Below are 20,396 nucleotides of genomic sequence, written 5' to 3' on the forward strand. Positions count from 1 at the left end.
CGCCTGGATCAGACGCTGCCTGATGGCTCTACGCCACACCCCGCGAGGTCATGGCGCGCCGCCGAGAATAGCGCATTTGCGGCCAGGCTTTAACGGGGTGGTAGCCGTTGCAGGCGCTCAAGAATGTCGACCACCACCATTCGCGGCGGCCGTTCATCGGTTTCCACCACCAGATCGGCGATTTCCCGATACAGCGGATCGCGCAGCGCCAGCAGGTCTCGCAAGGTTTTTTCCGGGTTGGCCGTGCGCAGCAACGGGCGATTGCGATCACGGGCGGTGCGGCCCACCTGCTGCTCCACCGAGGCATGCAGGTACACCACGCGACCACCGGCGTGCAGGGCGCGGCGATTTTCATCGCGCATCACCGCGCCACCGCCGGTGGCCAATACCACGCCATCGCAGCCGCACAGTTCGGCAATCATTGCCTGCTCGCGGTCGCGAAAGCCCAGCTCGCCTTCCTTATCGAAGATCCATGGGATATTGGCACCCGTGCGCAATTCAATTTCCTTATCGGAATCTTTGAATGGCAGGCGCAGCTCTTTGGCCAGCAAACGGCCGATGGTGCTTTTTCCAGCCCCCATCGGCCCTACAAGAATCAAATTTCGCACAGAATCAACGACTCACAGCAATCGCCTGGTTATTCATGATACGCGGAGTCAGGAATACCAGCAGCTCGGATTTTTTCTCCGCCCGCACATCGCGCCGGAAAAGGCGGCCAAGATACGGCACATCGCCTAAAAATGGCACTTTATCTACCACTTTGCTTTGGGTATTGGAGAAAACCCCGCCGATGACAATGGTCTCGCCATCCTTGACCAGGACCTTGGCATTGACCTCGTTTTTCTTGATCGGCGGAACGTCGTTGAGTTTGTTCAGATAGTCGGGCTCGTCCTTGGTGACCTTGACCACCATGATCACATGATCGTCGGGGGTGATTTGCGGCGTGACCTCCAACGACAGCGAGGCTTCCTTGAACGACACCGAGGTTGCGCCCTGGGACGTGGACTCCTGGTAGGGGATCTCGGTGCCCTTGAGGATGCGCGCGGTTTCCTTGTCCGAGGTAACCACCTTGGGCTGTGAGACGATTTCGCCGTTGCCGGACTTTTCCATGGCGGTCAGCTCAAGGTCCAGCAGCAGGTTGTCGGTGATAAAGGCCAGTCCCAGGCCCGAGGTGCCGGTCAGCGAACCCAGGTCGACGAAGGGTGAGCTGGGCGGGTTCTCTGGTGGCTGCGCGCCGTCCGCCTGGGGCTTGGGGATACCGCCGGCGCTCCAATTGCCGCGATTGAGCCGCCCACCCCAGCGTGCGCCCAGGCCTTTGTCGTAATCGACATTGGCCTCGACGATGCGCGCCTCGATCATCACCTGGCGCACCGGCACGTCCAACTGCGCCACGATCCGCCGCAGTTCTTCCAGCCGCTCTCCAGTCTGGTAGGCGATGATATTGTTGGTGCGGTCGTCGACCGCCACCGAGCCGCGCTCGTCGGTGGCGCCTTCAAAGCCGGTCACTGACTGGAACAGCTTGGCCAGGTCCGCTGCCTTGGCATAATTGACCTGCAGCAACTCCCGGCGTAACGGTGCCAGCTCAGCCATCTGCTTGCGCGCCTCCAACGTCAGCAGTTCGCGAGCGGCCAATTCGTCGGCAGGCGCCACCAGCAATACGCCGGCCTTCACCCGTTTGTCCAACCCCTTGGCTTGCAGCACCAGATCCAGCGCCTGGTCCCAAGGCACCTCCTTGAGCCGCAGGGTGATCGAACCTTGCACCTCGTCACCGGCCACCAGGTTAAGGCCTGCGACATCGGCGATTTGCTGCAGCGCTGCGCGCAAATCGATGTTCTGGAAATTAAGGTTCAGCTTGTCGCCGGTGTAGCCGACCGAAGATGCGCTTTCGGGCGGCGGCAATTGGATCAGGTCGAGGCGATTGGGTACAGCAGCAGCCTTCGGCGCTGTGAACGCTATCCATAGCGCCACACCGAAGCACGAGAAAATCCTTTTCATGGTTTGATTCCGTTATGAGTTGACGTTCAGTACCAGGGTTCGCGGGCGCTCCAGCCAGAGGCCCTGTTCATCGGGAAAGCGCTCGACCAGTTCGACATGGCTGTCCTGGATGGACATGACCTGGCCATGATCGGGCCCGAGGTAGTCACCGACCGCCAGCCGATGCACTGTCGGTCCGGCACGCAATAGCGCGTAGGTCTGTCCACCGCCCGACAGCGTACCGACCATGGCGAACTGCTCGATTGCGATGCCCTCCAGCGGCCCGCGAGGCCGAGTGAGGTCTGGAGCAAGGGCCACTCGCCCAGGCGTGTGCTCCGCTTGCAAGGCAGGCCGTTGGAACGGGTCGCGCAGGGATGATGAGTCATAAACAAAGCGCGGAGCCGGGACGACCGCCTGGGCGCTGCCGCCTGGGGACGCACTTCGATAGGCCTTGGCCAGCAGGTCAAGCCGTAACAATGCCCCTTCAGGCCGCACCGCCACGTCATGCACCGTGACGATGCGCTGCAACCCGCCCAGGGCGCTGACGAACGCGGCCAAGTCGTGATAGGCCCCCGTAGCGGCAATCTTCAAGGGCTGCTCGACATGGAACGGCAGCGACGCCTCATCCAGCACCGCGGCGCCCTCGATCCAGACGCCTTTGGCAACCGCCAGCCGGGCGATGTCTTCCAGCAAGCCCGGCACTGCGGACTCACCGGACAACTGCCCTTGAAGGCCCGCGACAGTCTCTTCCATCGCCCTGACTTGTTCGGTGTACGCCTCAAGCTCGGCGGCCAAGCCGGTTTTTTCTTCAAGCTGCGCTTGCAGCGCCTGCTCCCGCGCCTCGAGGCCGTGCAGCCGCTCCCGCGAAGCCCCCAGGTAAACCCCCTCTCCAAGCAACAGCACCAGGCCGGCCAGCGCACAGCCAAGCAGGGCCTTTCCAGGCCAGGGCCATTTTGCAGCGTTGTAGGAGAGTGCGGAAAAGTCGAGCCTGGGCAGGCTCATGGTTGCGCCTCGATGGTTTCCCCCTGACGCACCATCAGCTGAAACTCGTGATCGCCGCGCTCGCCCTCTGCCCGCACCCGTTCGAGCCGGGCGGAGTGGCCACCCTGTGACGCCTCCAACCGACGCATCAACTGGGCGATATCCTGATTGCTGTCGGCACTGCCACGGATGCTGATCGTATCGCCACTCGCGACCACTTCATGCAGATGAACGCCATCGGGCATCGCGCGAGCCAACTGATCGAACAGCCGAGCACCGGAAGAGCGCGCATCGTGCAGGTCCTGCACGACCTTCATGCGCTGTGCCAATTGCTGGCTTCGCTCCTGCAGGTCGTCGATGGTCTTGATGCGTGAGTCCTGTACGGCGACATCCCCGCTCAGGCGCACATTGCGGGTAACCTGCCGGTCGATCGCCTGGTCGATCACCTGGTCAGCCAGCCACACCGCCGCGAGCGCCAGGCAGGCAAATACCAGCAACAGTGCCAGGAAATATTTGCGGCGCCGCTCCGCCAGTGCTCGGCGCCAGGGCAAAAGATTGATTCGTGTCATCCAGCGAAACTCCTCAGGGCTAACCCGCAAGCCACTCCCATCCCCTGGGCATCGACGGCCCATTGTGCGCCATCGACTCGATGACCCGGCGTGAAGCTGGCAAAATCCTGACGGCAAGCGCGCTCCAATGCAAACGCTTCGACATCCACTACCTGTGTCACCAGCCCGGCCAGGGCCAGCGCCGCCTCGCGGGCCTCGACCTGCTCACGCAGGCACGCCACCAGCAACACCTCGACCCGCCCCGCTTCCTGGGGCGACGGCCCGCGCACCTGAAAATCGATGGCGACCTCGTCCAGAGGATAAGGAATGTATTGGTCGGCCTCCATCTGTATCTGCCAGGCCATCTCTTCGTCGCCCAGGCCCGTATCCATTTCGATCACTCGGGTAATGACCGAAGGGCCCGCCACCGCGACGGCCGCGTGCCTGGTGCCACTGTGCAAGCGAGGTAATGCCTGGTGCAGCGCCCGCCCTACGCCATCGAGGTCAAGCAATGTGCCATCGACCACCGCATGTGCCGGCAATACCTGCGTGACATATCCCTGAATGCTGAAACCCTGCGCCGAACGGCCCAGCTCGACCAGCTTGATACCCTGGTCATTGATGTCAACGCCGAGGACGACGTCGGGTTTTCGCCTGAAAAATCCCTTTCCCATAAAACTCCCTAAAGCTTTGCCTGTCTTACCGCCTGATTGCCGCCGGGCAGCGTGCATTCGGTCGACTTGTTTGAGCCGCGCGAATGACGCCCGAAGGCGAAAATGCTTTAATGCCCAGCGTTTTTTCCCGCTTTTTATCTGCTGCCCGGGTCGATACATCGTTTGCCATGCATGCCCCGACGCATAACTCTTTCATTTCTCTGGAAATCCAAAAGCCTTGATTCGTCTGCTGAAGTTTTTCGGGTACTCCATTGTCGCGATCGTCTGCGGGCTGCTGCTCGTACTCAGCGGGGCCTACCTCTACCTTAGTCCGGGTTTGCCGTCCGTAGAGGCTCTCAGAAGTATCCAGTTGCAGATTCCTTTGCGGGTCTACAGCAGCGATGAAAAACTGATCGCGGAGTTCGGCGAAATGCGCCGCACCCCGATCCGTTTCGCCGACATTCCACCCAATTTCATCAGCGCGTTGCTGTCGGCTGAAGACGATAATTTCGCCAACCACTACGGCGTCGATCCCAGCAGCCTGGTACGCGCAGCCACGCAGTTGGTAAAAAGCGGACACATTCAATCCGGCGGCAGCACCATCACCATGCAGGTGGCGAAGAACTTCTTCCTCACCAGCGAGCGCAGTTTTTCGCGCAAGGCCACCGAGATCCTGCTGGCGCTGCAGATTGAACGTCAGCTGACCAAGGATGAAATTCTCGAGCTGTACGTCAACAAGATTTACCTGGGCAACCGCGCCTACGGCATCGAGGCGGCTTCCCAGGTGTACTACGGCAAGTCGATTCGTGATGCCAGCCTGGCGCAGATGGCGATGATTGCCGGCCTGCCCAAGGCGCCGTCGCGCTTCAACCCCTTGGCCAACCCGGCGCGCAGCAAGGAGCGGCGCGATTGGATCCTGGGGCGCATGTACAAGCTGGGCAAGATCGACCAGGCGGCTTACGAAAGCGCCGTGGCCGAACCGTTGAACGCCAGCTATCACGTGCCGACGCCGGAAGTGAATGCGCCGTATATCGCCGAAATGGCGCGTGCCGAGATGGTCGGCAGGTATGGCAGCGAGGCCTACACCGAAGGTTTCCGTGTTACTACCACCGTTCCAAGCAACTTGCAGGAAATTGCCAACCATTCGCTGCACGAAGGCCTGATCACCTATGACCAGCGCCACGGCTATCGCGGCCCTGAATCGCGCCTGCCGGGCAAGACCCTGAGCGCCTGGACCACCGAGCTGGGCAAACAGCGCTCGATCAGTGGCCTGGAGCCGGCCATCGTCACCCAGGTGAAGAAAGACGGCGTACAAGTGCTGACCCGCACCGGCGAAGCGCATGTAGCGTGGGACAGCATGAAATGGGCGCGCCCATTCCTGAATACCAACAGCATGGGCCCGATGCCCAAGCAGCCGTCCGATGTGGCGCAGGTGGGCGATTTGATCCGCGTGCAGCGCCAGGCGGATGACAGCCTGAAATTCAGCCAAGTCCCGGTCGCCCAGGGCGCCCTGGTGTCCCTCGACCCGCAAAACGGTGCGATCCGCGCCCTGGTCGGTGGCTTCGCCTTCGAGCAGAGCAACTACAACCGCGCCACCCAGGCCAAGCGCCAGCCGGGCTCGAGCTTCAAGCCATTCGTCTATAGTGCCGCGCTGGATAACGGCTATACCGCCGCCAGCCTGGTCAACGACGCGCCGATCGTGTTTGTCGATGAGTACCTGGACAAAGTCTGGCGCCCGAAGAACGACACCAACACCTTCCTCGGCCCGATCCGCATTCGCGAGGCGTTGTACAAGTCGCGCAACCTGGTGTCGATCCGCCTGCTGCAGGCAATGGGCGTGGGCAAGACCATCGACTACATGACTCGCTTTGGCTTTGCCAAGTCTGACCTGCCGCCAAACCTGTCCCTGGCCCTGGGTACCGCCACTCTCACGCCGATGGAAATCGCCACCGGCTGGAGCACCTTTGCCAACGGCGGTTACAAAATCTCGCCGTACCTGATCGACAAGATCGAAAGCCGCAATGGCGACATCCTGTTCACTGCCAACCCGCCACGGGTGCCCGGCGATGTAGTCAATGGCGTGGCGGCGACCGATGGTCTTGCCGCACCTAGCAACGGCGGCATCACCATCGAGCCGACCCCAGGCACGACGCCTGCCGCAAACACCCCCGCGCCGGCCGAGCCGCAAGCACCGGCAGTGGCTGAGCGCATCGTGGACGGCCGCACCACCTATATCCTCAACAGCATCCTGCAAGACGTGATCAAGAAGGGTACCGGCCGGCGCGCATTGGCCCTCGGCCGCGCGGACATCGCCGGCAAGACCGGTACCACCAACGAATCCAAGGATGCCTGGTTCTCCGGCTACAACGGCGACTATGTGACCACCGTGTGGACCGGTTACGACCAGCCGGAAAGCCTGGGCCGTCGCGAATTCGGCGGTACCGTCGCGCTGCCGATCTGGATGAGTTACATGGGCGCGGCACTGAAGGACAAGCCACTGCACACCCAGCCGGAACCGGAAGGCATCCTCAGCCTGCGCATCGACCCGGTAAGCGGCCGCGCAGCCTCGCCGAGCACGCCGAACGCCTACTTCGAACTGTTCAAGAGCGAAGACACGCCGCCGTCGGTCAACGAGCTGGGCAACGGGGTTGCACCGGGCAGCCCGCTGCCAGCGGATGAAGGTGCGCCGATCGATCTGTTCTGACCCAGTCGGTAGCCTTACAGAGAACCAATGTGGGAGGGGGCTTGCCCCCGATAGCGGTATATCAGTCACCAGATTCATTGGCTGACAGTATGCAATCGGGGGCAAGCCCCCTCCCACATTTGGGCCTTCGCCAACCTTGAGATAATTGCCACCCAACAAAAAGCCCCGACTCGCGAGAGCCGGGGCTTTTTGTGGGTGCGCTACAACGGCTTAGCCGTTGAACACATCATCCACGCTTTTGAGCGGGTAGTTCTTCGGATACGGCAGGGTTGCCACACCGGTCTCGATGGCAGCCTTGGCCACGGCATCGGAGATCAGGGTGATCAGGCGCTTATCCATTGGTTTGGGAATGATGTACTCACGCCCGAATTCCAGCTTGGCGCCACCGTAAGCGTCGCATACATCCTGCGGCACCGGCAGCTTGGCCAGTTCACGCAGGGCGTTGGCGGCCGCTACTTTCATCTCTTCGTTGATGCGCTTGGCGCGAACGTCCAGGGCACCACGGAAGATGAACGGGAAGCCCAGCACGTTGTTGACCTGGTTCGGGTAGTCCGAACGGCCGGTGGCCATGATCACGTCGCTGCGGGTCGCGTGCGCCAGTTCCGGGGAGATTTCCGGATCCGGGTTGGAGCAGGCGAACACGATCGGGTTCGGCGCCATCGACTTCAGGCCTTCGGCGCTCAGCAGGTTCGGGCCGGACAGGCCGACGAACACGTCGGCACCGTCGAGGGCATCCGCCAGGGTGCGCTTGGAGGATGGGTGGGCGAACATCGCCTTGTACTGGTTCAGGTCGGTACGCTCGGACTGGATCACGCCCTTGCTGTCGACCATGTAGATGTTTTCCAGCTTGGCGCCCATGCTGATGATCAGCTTCATGCAGGAAATGGCCGCAGCACCGGCGCCCAGGCAGACGATTTTCGCCTCGCTCAGGGTTTTGCCGGCGATTTCCAGGGCGTTGATCATGCCGGCCGCAGTAACGATCGCGGTGCCGTGCTGGTCATCGTGGAATACCGGGATGTCGCACTGTTCGATCAGGGCCTTTTCGATCTCGAAGCACTCAGGTGCCTTGATGTCTTCCAGGTTGATGCCACCGAAGGTGATGGAAATGCGCTTGACGGTGTCGATGAAGGCCTGCGGGCTTTCGGAGTCGACTTCGATGTCGAAAACGTCGATGCCGGCAAAGCGCTTGAACAGCACGCCCTTACCTTCCATGACCGGCTTGGAAGCCAGTGGGCCGAGGTTACCCAGACCCAGGATCGCGGTGCCATCAGAAATCACTGCAACCAGGTTGCCCTTGCCGGTGTACTTGTACGCCAGCTCGGGGTCGCGGGCGATTTCACGTACGGGCTCGGCAACGCCAGGGCTGTAGGCCAGCGACAGGTCGCGGGCGGTGGCAGTGGCTTTGGTGAGCTCTACACTCAGCTTTCCTGGACGAGGATTGGCATGATATTCGAGAGCGGCAGTTTTCAAATCAGACATATCGGCATTCCGCTTTTACTGTTGGTCGACGGACCGCCGAGGATACGCGTGTCGTAAAGCCCCCACAAGACTGGTCGGTCACAGGTGTCAAGGCCCTGCAACGGCGTACTTTAGTCTAAAGCCACGGGATACAAGGGCTTGACTGTTCACAATCGAATTAAAAAATGTCTACAATTTTTTATCATTGCGCCAATTTGAGCATGCCGGGATCGGTGATCGGCAGCAGCCAGCGCGCCTGGCCGTTTTTGCGCCCACCCCGCCGGGAGCGATCCTGCACCCAGCCACGCGCCTCGATTGTCTTGCCTGGCAGACCATCGAGCATGGCAGTGTCGAATTGATGGGCCAGATCGGGCGCAACGCGTAATACCAGTGAACCCTGCAATTCGATCCAGATTCCGCCGCGATTGCGTTCGATCTTGCTGACACGGCCACTGACCAGAGCGAAGCCGGACTGCTTGAGCCGGGCCACCCCTTGCACCGGCGATTGCCGCCACAGGCCCAGCCCTGCCTGGCGCGCCGTGTGCTCAGCGGCCTGCTGACAGGCAACGAGGTCGACGTTGGGCGCGACACCCACCTGAAAACCCAGGCCCTCGGCCAGTAATTGGGCTTCCAGGTTTTTGCCGTCGGCGCCGTAAAGGTGCGCCAGGGTTCGCCCATAGCGATCCTTGGCCTCGCGACCCGACACCAGCCCGACGCGCCCTCCACTGGCGCTCACCAAGGCTTGCAAGCGCTGGCGGGCGGCGATGGCAAAGGGCTCGTCAGCGCGGCCCTTCTTGCCGGTTTCCGGGGCGTTGAGGCCGATCAGGCGCACGCTGCGGCCATCCTTCAGGCGCACGGTATCGCCATCCACCACGCGCTGTACTTCTACACGCGCCACGGAGGCCGGCGCCGGGCAAAACACCTGGGCCTGGGCCGCACCGAACCAAATTCCAGGCACAAAAAAGGCGCCCACAAGGGACGCCTTTTTCAACAGCTGGCAAAAGCCCATAAGGCTTTTGAGCCTTACTCTGCTGGAGTAGCAGCAGCAGGCTTCTTGCCGAAAGCACCAAAGCGATCTGCGAAGCGCTGTACACGGCCGCCGGTGTCCAGAGTTTTCTGCTTACCGGTGTAGAACGGGTGGCACTCGTTGCATACGTCAGTACCCAGTGGCTTGCACAGGTTCGAACGAGTCTCGAACTTGTTGCCGCAGCTGCAGGTGACTTCGATGGTTTCGTACGCTGGATGGATATCGGCTTTCATGGCACTTCCTCGGGCTAGCGTGCCGCCACTCGACACTATTGTCGAATACCGCACGTAATTAGGCCGCGAATTCTAACAGACCTTTTCAATCGCGCAAGCGGCGGTGACGGCCGAGCACGCCCTTTCATCAGAAAATCCCGGCGCCTGCGCAAGTCTATCCTTCCTGCAGCAGAGACGGGACACCTCCACCGTCGGTCTGCTAGGCTCCCGCCCCTGCGCCACCGCCTGCCTTTATAGATGAGACTTCTCGCGTGCCCGACGCCATTTTGCGCCTAGCCCTGCCCTCGCCCCTGCGCCGCCTGTTCGATTACCAGGCCCCGGCCGGTGTGCCGCGTGCGCAGCTGGAGCCAGGCATGCGCGTGCGCGTGCCGTTCGGGCGCCGGGAAATGATCGGCATCCTGGTGGAAGTCACCGACCACAGCGAAGTGCCCGCCGAAAAACTCAAGCCGGCCATCGCCATCCTCGACACCACACCGCCGCTGCCGCCCGCGCTGTTCAAGTTGTGCCTGTGGACCGCGCAGTATTACCAGCACAGCCTGGGCGATACCTTGAGCTGGGCGCTGCCGGTGCTGCTGCGCCAGGGCGAATTGGCCGAAGCGCGCCAGGAGCGGTTCTGGTCGATGACGCCCGGCGCCCGCCTGGATGACCCGCGTATCGCCCGCGCCCCGCGCCAGCGTGAAGCCCTGGCCACCCTGGCCCAGCACCCGCATGGCGTCGCCCATCAGCTCTTGAGCAAGCTGATGCTGAGCAAAGACAGCCTCGACCTGTTGCTCGCCAAAGGCCTGGTGCAGGTGGAAATCCGCAAGCATGCCCCCGACCCGCGCCACGAACATTGGCTGGCGCAACCGGAACTGCCGCTGAACCCCGAACAGCGCGCCGCCTATGAAGCGATCCGCGCCGGGTTCGACAGCTTCCACGCGTTCCTGCTGGCCGGCGTTACCGGCAGCGGCAAGACCGAAGTCTATTTGCAGTTGATCCGCGAAACCCTGCAAGCCGGCAAACAGGCGCTGGTGCTGATCCCCGAGATCAACCTCGGCCCGCAAACCCTGGCGCGTTTCGAACAGCGTTTCAACGCCCGCATCGCGCTGGTGCACTCGGCGGTCAACGACCGTGAGCGCCTGGAGTCGTGGCTGGCGGCGCGGGACGGCGAAGCCGACATCATCATCGGCACCCGCTCGGCGCTGTTTACCCCGATGAAAAATCCGGGGCTGATCATCATCGACGAAGAACACGACGGCTCCTATAAACAGCAGGAAGGCCTGCGTTACCACGCCCGCGACCTGGCGCTGGTACGCGCACGCCAGGAAGACATCCCGATTGTGCTCGGCTCGGCCACGCCTTCCCTGGAAAGCCTGCATAACGCCTACACCGGCCGGTATGGCCTGCTACGCCTGAATGAGCGCGCAGGTGGCGCCAAACAGCCGCGTTTCCTGCGCCTGGATGTAAAAAGCCGTCCGCTGGACAGCGGTATTTCCGGCCCGATGCAGCAAGCCATCGGCCAGACCCTCGCCGCCGGCCAGCAAGTGTTGGTGTTCCTCAATCGCCGTGGCTTTGCGCCGACGCTGTTGTGCCATGACTGTGGCTGGATGTCCGAATGCGAACGCTGCGATGCGCGCATGACCGTGCACCAGCGCTACGGCGAACTGCGCTGCCATCACTGCGGCCATGTCGAGCCCGTGCCGCGCCACTGCCCGCAATGCGGCAAGGTCGACCTGCGCCCGGTCGGCGCGGGCACCGAACGCGCCGAAGAGCGCCTGGGCATTCTGTTCCCGGATTACCCGGTGCTGCGGGTGGACCGCGACAGCACCTCGCGCAAAGACGCGATGAACCAATTGTTCGCCACCATCCAGAAAGGCCAGCCGTGCATTCTGGTTGGCACGCAAATGCTCGCCAAAGGGCATCACTTCCCACGGGTGACCCTGGTGTCGATCCTGGATGCCGACGGTGGTTTATTCTCCGGCGACTTCCGCGCCAGCGAGCGCATGGCGCAGTTGATCGTGCAGGTCGCCGGCCGCGCCGGGCGCGCCGAAGAGCCGGGCCGGGTGATTATCCAGACACACCTGGCCGACCACCCGCTGCTGATCCAACTGACCGAGCAAGGTTACTTTGCCTTCGCCGAGCAGGCATTGAGCGAACGCCGCGCCGCCGGGCTGCCGCCGTTTTCGCACCTGGCATTGCTGCGCGCCGAGGCGCATAAACCGGGCCAGGCCGAAGCCTTTCTCGACGAAGCCTGCAGCGCCGCCGAACGTTTGCTCGCCGAACTGGGTCTGAGCGGCATCGAACTGCTCGGCCCGGTGCCCGCGCCCATGGAACGCCGCGCCGGCCGCTACCGGGCCCAGCTACTCTTGCAGGCAACGTCCCGCGCACCGCTGCATCGGCTATTAAGCAGCTGGTTGCTTGCCCTGGAGCAAATGCCCAGTGGCCGGCAAGTGCGATGGTCGCTGGATGTAGACCCGGTTGACCTGTACTGACCGGCCCCTGTAGGAGCGAGCTTGCTCGCGAAAAACGTTAACGATAACGCGGTATCCTGATTTCACGCGGCGCCCTCGGGTTTTTCGCGAGCAAGCTCGCTCCTACAGGGGGCACAACGCCCTTAAACAGCTCCACAGGTCTGGAACGGTTGGCAAGCCCGCCCTCGCCACGGATAATGCCCAGTTTTTCCACCTGCGCATCGCGCGCCGCCGCTTGCGGTCGAAAGAGAACACCATGAAAGACACCATTCGCCAGCTGATCCAGCAAGCCCTCACCCAACTCGTCAACGAAGGTGTGTTGCCTGAAGGCCTGTCGCCGGCGATCCAAGTGGAGAACACTCGCGACAAGACCCACGGCGACTTCGCCAGCAACATCGCGATGATGCTGTCCAAGCCCGCAGGCATGAAACCCCGCGACCTGGCGGAAAAAATCATCGCGGCGCTGCCGTCCGACGCCAGTGTCACCAAGGCCGAAATCGCCGGCCCAGGCTTTATCAACTTCTTCCAGAACACCCAGGCCCTGGCGTCGCGCCTGGATGCCGCCCTGGCCGATGCCCACATCGGCGCACGCAAAGCCGGCGACAGCCAGCGCGTGGTCATCGACCTGTCGGCACCGAACCTGGCCAAGGAAATGCACGTTGGCCACCTGCGCTCGACCATCATTGGCGACGGCGTGGCGCGGGTACTGGAGTTTCTCGGCGACACCGTGATCCGCCAGAATCACGTGGGCGACTGGGGCACCCAGTTCGGCATGCTGATGGCGTACCTGCAGGAAAACCCGATCACCAGCAACGAACTGGCCGACCTGGAAAACTTCTACCGCGCCGCCAAGAAGCGCTTCGACGAATCCGCCGAGTTCGCCGACCGCGCGCGCAGCCTGGTGGTCAAGCTGCAAGCGGGCGACAAGGAATGCCTGGAACTGTGGGGTCGCTTCCGCGATATCTCGCTGTCCCACTGCCAGCAAATCTACGAACTGCTCAACGTCAAGCTGACCATGGCCGATGTGATGGGCGAAAGCGCTTATAACGATGACCTGATCAACGTAGTCAACGACCTCAAGGCCGCAGGCCTGCTGGTCGAGAGCAACGGCGCGCAGTGCGTGTTCCTTGAAGAATTCAAGACCGCCGACGGCGAACCGCTGCCGGTGATCATCGTCAAGGCCGATGGCGGCTATCTCTACGCCACCACCGACCTGGCCGCCGTGCGCTACCGCAGCGGCGTGCTCAAGGCCGACCGCGCGCTGTATTTCGTCGACCAGCGCCAGGCCCTGCATTTCCAGCAGGTGTTCGAAGTGGCGCGCCGCGCCGGCTTCGTCACCCACCCGATGCACATGGAACACATGGGCTTCGGCACTATGAACGGTGCCGATGGCCGCCCGTTCAAGACCCGTGACGGCGGCACCGTGAAGCTGATCGACCTGCTGACCGAAGCCCAGGAACGCGCCTACAGCCTGGTGAAGGAAAAGAACCCTGAGCTGGCCGAGGCCGACCTGCGCAACATCGCCCGCGTGGTAGGCATTGGCGCGGTGAAATACGCCGACCTGTCCAAGCATCGCACCAGCGACTACAGCTTCAACTTCGACCTGATGCTCAACTTCGAAGGCAATACCGCACCGTACCTGCTGTACGCCTACACCCGCGTGGCCGGTGTGTTCCGCAAACTGGGCAAGGACTTCAGCGAAGTCGAAGGCCAGATCGTGCTGGACGCGCCCCAGGAGCAGGAACTGGCCGCCAAGCTCGCGCAGTTCGGCGAAGTGCTCAACAGCGTCGGCGAGAAAGGCACCCCGCATATCCTCTGCACCTACCTGTACGAAGTGGCCGGCCTGTTCTCCAGCTTCTACGAGAACTGCCCGATCCTCAGCGCCGACGATGAAGCCCAGAAGCACAGTCGCCTGCGCCTCGCCGCACTGGCTGGACGGACCCTCAAGCAAGGCCTGGAGCTGTTGGGCCTGGAAACTCTGGAGCGCATGTAAGTTGGCCGCCAAGAAAAAACCTGCACCCAAGCGCGGCGCCAGCCGCTACCAGGCCCCGGCCAAACAGCCGATTCCGGGCTGGCTGTGGATGGCCATCGGCCTCACGGTCGGCGCATTCGTGGTATTTCTGATGAAGCTGGAGCCCGGCCAGGGCGATGACGTCAAGCGCGTCAAACAGGAGCAGCAGAAAGCCACGAAGATCGCCGAGGCCAACAAGACCGCACCGAGCCCGACGGCGCCGGTGAAGCCCAAGTACGACTTCTACACACTGCTGCCGGAATCGGAAGTGATCGTGCCGCCCGACGCCGTGCCGGAGAAAACCCTGCCGACACCGCAAGTGCCGACCACGCCGGTGACGCCTGCGGAAGCGGCGAAAATCGACACCGCGCGCGCCCAGGCGGCATTGGCAGGTATTACCCCGCCGCCGGCACCTCCAGTGGCAGAGACCAAGGCGGCGCCGGTGACCAAGTTCTTCCTGCAGGCGGGCTCGTTCCCGAAACAGGCGGATGCCGATCGTGTGCGGGCGCAGATCATTCTGTTGGGTCAGGCAGTGACGGTGGAATCCGGCACGGTGAAGGACGCGACCTGGTATCGCGTGCTGGTAGGCCCGTTCAGCAACCGCGAGCAGTTGACCGTGGCGCAGAAACAATTGGCCGGCGCAGGGTTTAGCAACCTGTTGTTACAACAGCGCCAGAGCCGCTGACTCTAGCTCAACACGGGTCAAAATGTGGGAGGGGGCTTGCTCCCGATGGCGGTGTATCAGTCACCAGATTCATTAGCTGAAATACCGCTATCGGGAGCAAGCCCCCTCCCACATTAGATTTTCATCGTTCCCAAGAGCATGCCTGTCCTGTAACTGCCACTCGTCCGCGCTGCCGTCCTACGGTTGAAATCCCCTCCACCACCCCCATATCAGTTTCCATCAGGGCATTTTCGCCCCGCTGCGTGGAGACTCTCCCCTTGACCACCATCGTTTCAGTACGTCGCCACGGCAAAGTCGTCATGGGCGGCGACGGCCAGGTTTCCCTGGGTAATACCGTGATGAAAGGCAACGCCAAGAAAGTGCGTCGCCTGTACCACGGCCAGGTGCTCGCCGGGTTCGCAGGCGCGACCGCCGACGCCTTCACCCTGTTCGAGCGTTTCGAAGGCCAGCTTGAAAAGCATCAGGGCCACCTGGTGCGCGCCGCCGTCGAACTCGCAAAAGAATGGCGCACCGATCGCTCCCTCAGCCGTCTCGAAGCCATGCTGGCGGTCGCCAACAAAGACGCGTCCTTGATCATCACCGGCAACGGCGATGTGGTTGAACCTGAACACGGCCTGATCGCCATGGGTTCGGGCGGCGGCTATGCACAAGCCGCGGCCAGCGCGCTGTTGAAGAAAACCGATCTGTCGGCGCGTGAAATCGTCGAGACCGCGCTGGGTATCGCCGGCGATATCTGCGTGTTCACCAACCACAACCAGACCATTGAGGAGCAGGACCTCGCCGAGTAAGCCGTAGGCTTATTCCCGCTTGAGGCCGCCAAACACTATGTCCATGACTCCCCGCGAAATCGTCCATGAACTCAATCGCCATATCATCGGCCAGGACGATGCCAAGCGCGCCGTTGCCATTGCGCTGCGTAATCGCTGGCGCCGGATGCAACTGCCCGAAGAATTGCGCGTTGAAGTAACGCCAAAGAACATCCTGATGATCGGCCCGACCGGTGTTGGTAAAACCGAGATCGCCCGGCGTCTGGCCAAGTTGGCCAATGCACCGTTCATCAAGGTCGAAGCCACCAAGTTCACCGAAGTCGGTTATGTGGGCCGCGACGTCGAATCGATCATTCGCGACCTGGCCGACGCCGCCTTGAAAATGCTGCGCGAGCAGGAAGTGACCAAGGTCAGCCACCGCGCCGAGGACGCCGCCGAAGAACGCATCCTTGATGCCTTGCTGCCACCGGCGCGCATGGGCTTCAACGAAGACGCCGCGCCGTCGTCGGACTCCAACACCCGTCAGCTGTTTCGCAAGCGCCTGCGTGAAGGCCAGCTGGACGACAAGGAAATTGAGATTGAAGTGGCCGAGGTGTCCGGCGTCGATATTTCCGCGCCACCTGGCATGGAAGAAATGACCAGCCAGTTGCAGAACCTGTTCGCCAATATGGGCAAGGGCAAGAAGAAAAGCCGCAAGCTCAAGGTGAAGGAAGCGCTGAAACTGGTGCGCGACGAAGAAGCCGGGCGCCTGGTGAATGAGGAAGAACTCAAGGCCAAGGCCCTGGAAGCGGTCGAGCAACACGGCATTGTGTTTATCGATGAGATCGACAAAGTCGCCAAGCGCGGCAACTCCGGTGGTGTCGATGTGTCTCGCGAAGGCGTACAGCGCGACCTGTTGCCGCTGATCGAAGGCTGCACGGTGAACACCAAGCTGGGCATGGTCAAGACCGACCACATCCTGTTTATCGCTTCCGGTGCGTTCCACCTGAGCAAGCCAAGCGACCTGGTGCCGGAGCTGCAAGGTCGCTTGCCGATCCGCGTAGAACTCAAGGCGCTCACTCCGGGCGACTTCGAGCGCATCCTCAGCGAGCCGCATGCGTCGTTGACCGAGCAGTATCGTGAGCTGCTGAAAACCGAGGGCCTGGGGATCGAATTCCAGGCAGACGGTATCAAGCGCCTGGCGGAGATCGCCTGGCAGGTCAACGAGAAGACCGAGAATATCGGTGCGCGGCGTCTGCACACGCTGCTTGAGCGCCTGCTTGAAGAAGTGTCGTTCAGCGCTGGCGACATGGCTGGTTTGCAGAATGGCGTGGCGATCAAGATCGACGCGGATTACGTCAACAGCCACCTGGGCGAATTGGCGCAGAACGAAGACTTGTCGCGGTATATCCTGTAAGCCTCACACAGAACTGCTTTGCTTCAAATGTGGGAGGGGGCTTGCCCCCGATGGCGGTGTATCAGTATCAGATAAGCTGACTGACAGACTGCTATCGGGGGCAAGCCCCCTCCCACATTTTGAGCCGGTTCCTTCAGGGTTATCTCCAATGTCGAAATTTCCTACTGCTGTAAACCTGCACAAAACCTCCAACACCCTCGGCCTCACCTACGGCCCCGACGAGGTTTACCAACTGCCCGCCGAATTCCTGCGCGTGCACTCACCCTCCGCCGAGGTCCAGGGCCACGGCAAACCCATCCTGCAATTCGGCAAGCTCAACGTTAAGTTGATCAAGCTGGAACCGGCCGGCCAGTACGCACTGAAATTGACCTTCGACGACGGCCATGACAGCGGGCTGTTCACCTGGGACTACCTGTATCAACTGGCCGTGCGTCAGGACGCGCTGTGGGCGGATTACCTGGCCGAACTGAAAGCTGCCGGAAAAACCCGCGACCCGAGTCAGTCGGTCGTGCGCCTGATGCTCTAGCCCAGGCTTCTTGCTCTTTAGAGGGCATTTTCTAATTTCATCTGCTTGAATGCCCTGTCTGGTGGCCAACGATTGGCCCGCTTGCGAAAAAAATTAAACTCGGGTAACCAATGGAACTGGCAAGTTCCCTGCATTTGACGATGCGGTATCAACGGTCACCCGAGTCGCAGTACCAGGCTGGTGTCGTGTATCGAAATGGGTGCGCAGCAATCGCCGGTACTCGTCTTTCGGACAATGGAGCGTCGTAGATGAGTAACAAGAATAACGATGACTTGAAACGCCAGGCCTCGGAGAACACCCTGGGGTTGAACCCGATCATCGCGTTACGCAAAAAGGATCTATTGGCCTCGGCGAAGATGGTGCTGACCCAAGCCATCAAGCAACCGTTACACAGCGTCAAACACGTCGCCCATTTTGGGGTGGAGCTCAAGAACGTGATGTTCGGCAAATCGGCGCTGGTGCCGGAAAGCGACGACCGCCGCTTCCACGACCCGGCCTGGAGCCAGAACCCGCTCTACAAGCGCTACCTGCAGACTTACCTGGCGTGGCGCAAGGAACTGCACGAATGGATCGGCGACAGCAATCTGTCGGAACAGGACATCAGCCGTGGCCACTTCGTGATCAACCTGATGACCGAAGCCATGGCCCCCACCAACAGCGCAGCCAACCCGGCGGCGGTCAAACGCTTCTTTGAAACCGGTGGCAAAAGCCTGCTCGACGGCCTGTCCCACCTGGCAAAGGACATGGTGCACAACGGCGGCATGCCGAGCCAGGTCAACATGGGCGCCTTCGAAGTGGGCAAGACCCTCGGCATCACCGACGGCGCCGTGGTGTTTCGCAATGATGTGCTGGAACTGATCCAGTACAAGCCGATCACCGAGCAGGTGCACGAGCGCCCGCTGCTGGTGGTGCCGCCGCAGATCAACAAATTCTATGTATTCGACCTGAGCCCGGAAAAGAGCCTGGCGCGTTTCTGCCTGCGCAATGGGCAGCAGACCTTTATCGTCAGTTGGCGCAACCCGACCAAGGCCCAGCGCGAGTGGGGCCTGTCGACCTATATCGAGGCGCTCAAGGAAGCGGTGGATGTGATCAGGGCGATTACCGGCAGCAAGGACGTGAACATGCTGGGCGCCTGCTCCGGCGGCATCACCTGCACCGCGCTGCTGGGCCACTACGCGGCGCTGGGCGAGAAGAAGGTCAACGCCCTGACCCTGCTGGTGAGTGTGCTGGACACCACGCTGGACACCCAGGTGGCGCTGTTCGTCGATGAACAGACGCTGGAAGCGGCGAAGCGCCATTCCTATCAGGCCGGCGTGCTTGAAGGCCGCGACATGGCCAAGGTATTCGCGTGGATGCGGCCCAACGACTTGATCTGGAACTACTGGGTCAACAATTACCTGCTCGGCAACGAGCCGCCGGTGTTCGACATTCTGTTCTGGAACAATGACACCACGCGCCTGCCGGCCGCCTTCCATGGCGACCTGATCGAGCTGTTCAAGAACAACCCGCTGGTGCGCGCCAACGCCCTGGAAGTGTGCGGTACGCCCATCGACCTCAAGCAAGTCACAGCCGATATCTATTCCTTGGCCGGCACCAATGACCACATCACGCCCTGGCAGTCCTGCTACAAGTCGGCGCAATTGTTTGGCGGCAAAGTGGAGTTCGTGCTGTCCAGCAGCGGGCATATCCAGAGCATCCTCAACCCGCCGGGCAACCCCAAGTCGCGCTACCAGACCAGCGAGGGGTTGGCGGGCACTGCGCTGGAGTGGCAGGAAAACGCGACCAAGCATACGGATTCGTGGTGGCTGCACTGGCAGGTGTGGCAGGCGGAACGGGCGGGTAAGTTGAAAAAAGCTCCTACAAGCCTGGGTAACAAGACGTACGCAGCGGCGGAAGCTGCACCAGGCACTTATGTGCACGAACGCTAAATTGAAATGCGGTCAATGTGGGAGGGGGCTTGCCCCCGATTGCGGTGTAACAGACACACCGCGCCGCCTGCATCGGGGGCAAGCCCCCTCCCACACTGACTGCATTCGGGCTGTAGAACTTCACAGGGCTTGAGCATGCCGCAACCGTTCATCTTCCGCACTATCGACCTGGATGGCCAAGCCATCCGCACGGCGGTACGACCGGGCAAGCCGCACTTGACGCCGCTGCTGATCTTCAACGGCATCGGCGCCAATCTGGAGTTGGTGTTTCCGTTCGTGCAGGCCCTGGACCCGGACCTGGAGGTGATCGCCTTCGACGTGCCGGGCGTGGGCGGTTCCTCCACGCCCAACCGGCCCTATCGCTTCCCCGGCCTGGCCAAGCTGACGGCGCGCATGCTCGATTACCTGGACTATGGCCAGGTGAACGCGGTGGGCGTGTCGTGGGGCGGGGCGCTGGCGCAGCAGTTCGCCTATGACTACCCGGAACGGTGCAAAAAACTGATCCTGGCGGCCACGGCGGCGGGCGCGGTGATGGTGCCGGGCAAGCCGAAAGTGTTGTGGCTGATGGCCAGCCCCAGGCGTTATATCCAGCCGTCCCATGTGGTGCGTATTGCGCCGATGATTTATGGCGGCTCGTTTCGCCGCGACGCCAAGCTGGCCGCCGAACATGCCAGCAAAGTGCGCTCGGCCGGCAAGCTGGGCTACTACTGGCAACTGTTCGCGGGGCTGGGCTGGACCAGCATTCACTGGCTGCACAAGATCCGCCAGCCCACCCTGGTACTGGCCGGGGACGACGACCCGCTGATCCCGCTGATCAACATGCGCCTGCTCGCCTGGCGCATCCCCAATGCGCAGTTGCACATCATCGATGACGGCCATTTATTCCTGATCACCCGGGCGGAAGCCGTGGCGCCGATCATCATGAAGTTTCTCGAGGAGGAGCGCCTGCGCGCCGTGATACATCCGCGCCCGGCGGTGTGAAGGATCGCACCACCGCGCAACTTGCCAGGAACCGACTATGGTTCTGAATTGGCGTGCCTCTTGATGGCTTGACG

The 20,396-nt window shown here is 61.9% G+C and carries 16 protein-coding genes and 1 pseudogene; 9 read left to right on the forward strand and 8 right to left on the reverse strand.

Features of this window, described 5'->3' with window-relative positions; genetic code table 11:
* Positions 1-89: 89 nt before the first annotated feature.
* The 5 genes and pseudogenes from aroK to pilM all read right to left on the reverse strand — a co-directional run bounded on the left by aroK (position 90) and on the right by pilM (position 4,177).
* Entirely contained in the window at positions 90-608 is a 519-nt protein-coding gene (aroK, locus tag C4J92_RS24630) for a shikimate kinase AroK (RefSeq protein ID WP_124372112.1), read from the reverse strand.
* 4 nt (positions 609-612) lie between these two features.
* Positions 613-1,866, reverse strand: a pseudogene (locus C4J92_RS24635) (type IV pilus secretin PilQ); the annotation flags it as partial.
* A gap of 141 nt (positions 1,867-2,007) precedes the next feature.
* Positions 2,008-2,976, reverse strand: coding sequence for a pilus assembly protein PilP (locus tag C4J92_RS24640; protein ID WP_124405502.1), 969 nt, complete (start codon positions 2,974-2,976; stop codon positions 2,008-2,010).
* Complete coding sequence (locus C4J92_RS24645; RefSeq protein WP_124405503.1) at positions 2,973-3,524, reverse strand: PilN domain-containing protein; 552 nt, start codon at positions 3,522-3,524, stop codon at positions 2,973-2,975. The genes C4J92_RS24640 and C4J92_RS24645 overlap by 4 nt, the downstream gene beginning before the upstream one ends.
* A complete protein-coding gene (gene pilM, locus C4J92_RS24650; protein ID WP_164487550.1) occupies positions 3,521-4,177 on the reverse strand; it encodes a type IV pilus assembly protein PilM in 657 nt (218 codons plus the stop codon). The genes C4J92_RS24645 and pilM overlap by 4 nt, the downstream gene beginning before the upstream one ends.
* Positions 4,178-4,397: 220 nt before the next feature.
* On the opposite strand from pilM, the gene C4J92_RS24655 reads away from it, so the two are divergent.
* The gene (locus tag C4J92_RS24655) at positions 4,398-6,860 is read left to right on the forward strand and encodes a penicillin-binding protein 1A (RefSeq protein WP_372238401.1); all 2,463 of its coding nucleotides are present in this window, start codon (positions 4,398-4,400) and stop codon (positions 6,858-6,860) included.
* A gap of 210 nt (positions 6,861-7,070) precedes the next feature.
* On the opposite strand, the gene C4J92_RS24660 is transcribed toward C4J92_RS24655, so the two are convergent.
* The 3 genes from C4J92_RS24660 to rpmE all read right to left on the reverse strand — a co-directional run bounded on the left by C4J92_RS24660 (position 7,071) and on the right by rpmE (position 9,578).
* On the reverse strand, positions 7,071-8,339 hold the full coding sequence (locus tag C4J92_RS24660) for a malic enzyme-like NAD(P)-binding protein (protein WP_124364741.1): 1,269 nt from the start codon (positions 8,337-8,339) through the stop codon (positions 7,071-7,073).
* Between the two features lie 181 nt (positions 8,340-8,520).
* On the reverse strand, positions 8,521-9,327 hold the full coding sequence (locus C4J92_RS24665; RefSeq protein WP_124405506.1) for a thermonuclease family protein: 807 nt from the start codon (positions 9,325-9,327) through the stop codon (positions 8,521-8,523).
* 14 nt (positions 9,328-9,341) lie between these two features.
* Complete coding sequence (gene rpmE, locus C4J92_RS24670) at positions 9,342-9,578, reverse strand: 50S ribosomal protein L31 (RefSeq protein ID WP_003237330.1); 237 nt, start codon at positions 9,576-9,578, stop codon at positions 9,342-9,344.
* 251 nt (positions 9,579-9,829) lie between these two features.
* Here rpmE and C4J92_RS24675 point away from each other — a divergent pair, with 251 nt between their 5' ends.
* The 8 genes from C4J92_RS24675 (at position 9,830) to phaZ (ending at position 20,322) form a co-directional block, all read left to right on the forward strand.
* A complete protein-coding gene (locus tag C4J92_RS24675) occupies positions 9,830-12,049 on the forward strand; it encodes a primosomal protein N' (protein WP_124405507.1) in 2,220 nt (739 codons plus the stop codon).
* Between the two features lie 235 nt (positions 12,050-12,284).
* A complete protein-coding gene (gene argS, locus C4J92_RS24680; protein WP_124405508.1) occupies positions 12,285-14,021 on the forward strand; it encodes an arginine--tRNA ligase in 1,737 nt (578 codons plus the stop codon).
* A 1-nt stretch (position 14,022) separates the two neighbouring features.
* Positions 14,023-14,724, forward strand: coding sequence for an SPOR domain-containing protein (locus C4J92_RS24685; RefSeq protein WP_124368642.1), 702 nt, complete (start codon positions 14,023-14,025; stop codon positions 14,722-14,724).
* A gap of 257 nt (positions 14,725-14,981) precedes the next feature.
* Positions 14,982-15,512: an ATP-dependent protease subunit HslV gene (gene hslV / locus C4J92_RS24690; RefSeq protein WP_003171209.1), complete on the forward strand. Its 531-nt coding sequence runs from the start codon at positions 14,982-14,984 to the stop codon at positions 15,510-15,512.
* A gap of 37 nt (positions 15,513-15,549) precedes the next feature.
* Entirely contained in the window at positions 15,550-16,887 is a 1,338-nt protein-coding gene (gene hslU / locus C4J92_RS24695) for an ATP-dependent protease ATPase subunit HslU (RefSeq protein WP_124364746.1), read from the forward strand.
* Positions 16,888-17,035: 148 nt separating this feature from the next.
* Complete coding sequence (locus C4J92_RS24700) at positions 17,036-17,413, forward strand: gamma-butyrobetaine hydroxylase-like domain-containing protein (protein ID WP_124364747.1); 378 nt, start codon at positions 17,036-17,038, stop codon at positions 17,411-17,413.
* A 248-nt stretch (positions 17,414-17,661) separates the two neighbouring features.
* Entirely contained in the window at positions 17,662-19,341 is a 1,680-nt protein-coding gene (gene phaC, locus C4J92_RS24705) for a class II poly(R)-hydroxyalkanoic acid synthase (protein WP_124405509.1), read from the forward strand.
* Between the two features lie 135 nt (positions 19,342-19,476).
* Positions 19,477-20,322: a poly(3-hydroxyalkanoate) depolymerase gene (gene phaZ, locus C4J92_RS24710; protein WP_124368646.1), complete on the forward strand. Its 846-nt coding sequence runs from the start codon at positions 19,477-19,479 to the stop codon at positions 20,320-20,322.
* Positions 20,323-20,396 lie beyond the last annotated feature (74 nt).

Origin of the sequence: Pseudomonas sp. R3-18-08, assembly GCF_003852065.1 — a bacterium.
Taxonomy (GTDB): Bacteria; Pseudomonadota; Gammaproteobacteria; order Pseudomonadales; family Pseudomonadaceae; genus Aquipseudomonas.

Coding starts and splice junctions, on each gene's coding strand:
- phaC (WP_124405509.1), top strand. CDS start 17,662: ATGAGTAACAAGAATAACGATGACTTGAAACGCCAGGCCTCGGAGAAC.
- C4J92_RS24665 (WP_124405506.1), bottom strand. CDS start 9,327: ATGGGCTTTTGCCAGCTGTTGAAAAAGGCGTCCCTTGTGGGCGCCTTT.
- rpmE (WP_003237330.1), bottom strand. CDS start 9,578: ATGAAAGCCGATATCCATCCAGCGTACGAAACCATCGAAGTCACCTGC.
- C4J92_RS24700 (WP_124364747.1), top strand. CDS start 17,036: ATGTCGAAATTTCCTACTGCTGTAAACCTGCACAAAACCTCCAACACC.
- argS (WP_124405508.1), top strand. CDS start 12,285: ATGAAAGACACCATTCGCCAGCTGATCCAGCAAGCCCTCACCCAACTC.
- C4J92_RS24640 (WP_124405502.1), bottom strand. CDS start 2,976: ATGAGCCTGCCCAGGCTCGACTTTTCCGCACTCTCCTACAACGCTGCA.
- hslU (WP_124364746.1), top strand. CDS start 15,550: ATGTCCATGACTCCCCGCGAAATCGTCCATGAACTCAATCGCCATATC.
- pilM (WP_164487550.1), bottom strand. CDS start 4,177: ATGGGAAAGGGATTTTTCAGGCGAAAACCCGACGTCGTCCTCGGCGTT.
- C4J92_RS24645 (WP_124405503.1), bottom strand. CDS start 3,524: ATGACACGAATCAATCTTTTGCCCTGGCGCCGAGCACTGGCGGAGCGG.
- C4J92_RS24660 (WP_124364741.1), bottom strand. CDS start 8,339: ATGTCTGATTTGAAAACTGCCGCTCTCGAATATCATGCCAATCCTCGT.
- phaZ (WP_124368646.1), top strand. CDS start 19,477: ATGCCGCAACCGTTCATCTTCCGCACTATCGACCTGGATGGCCAAGCC.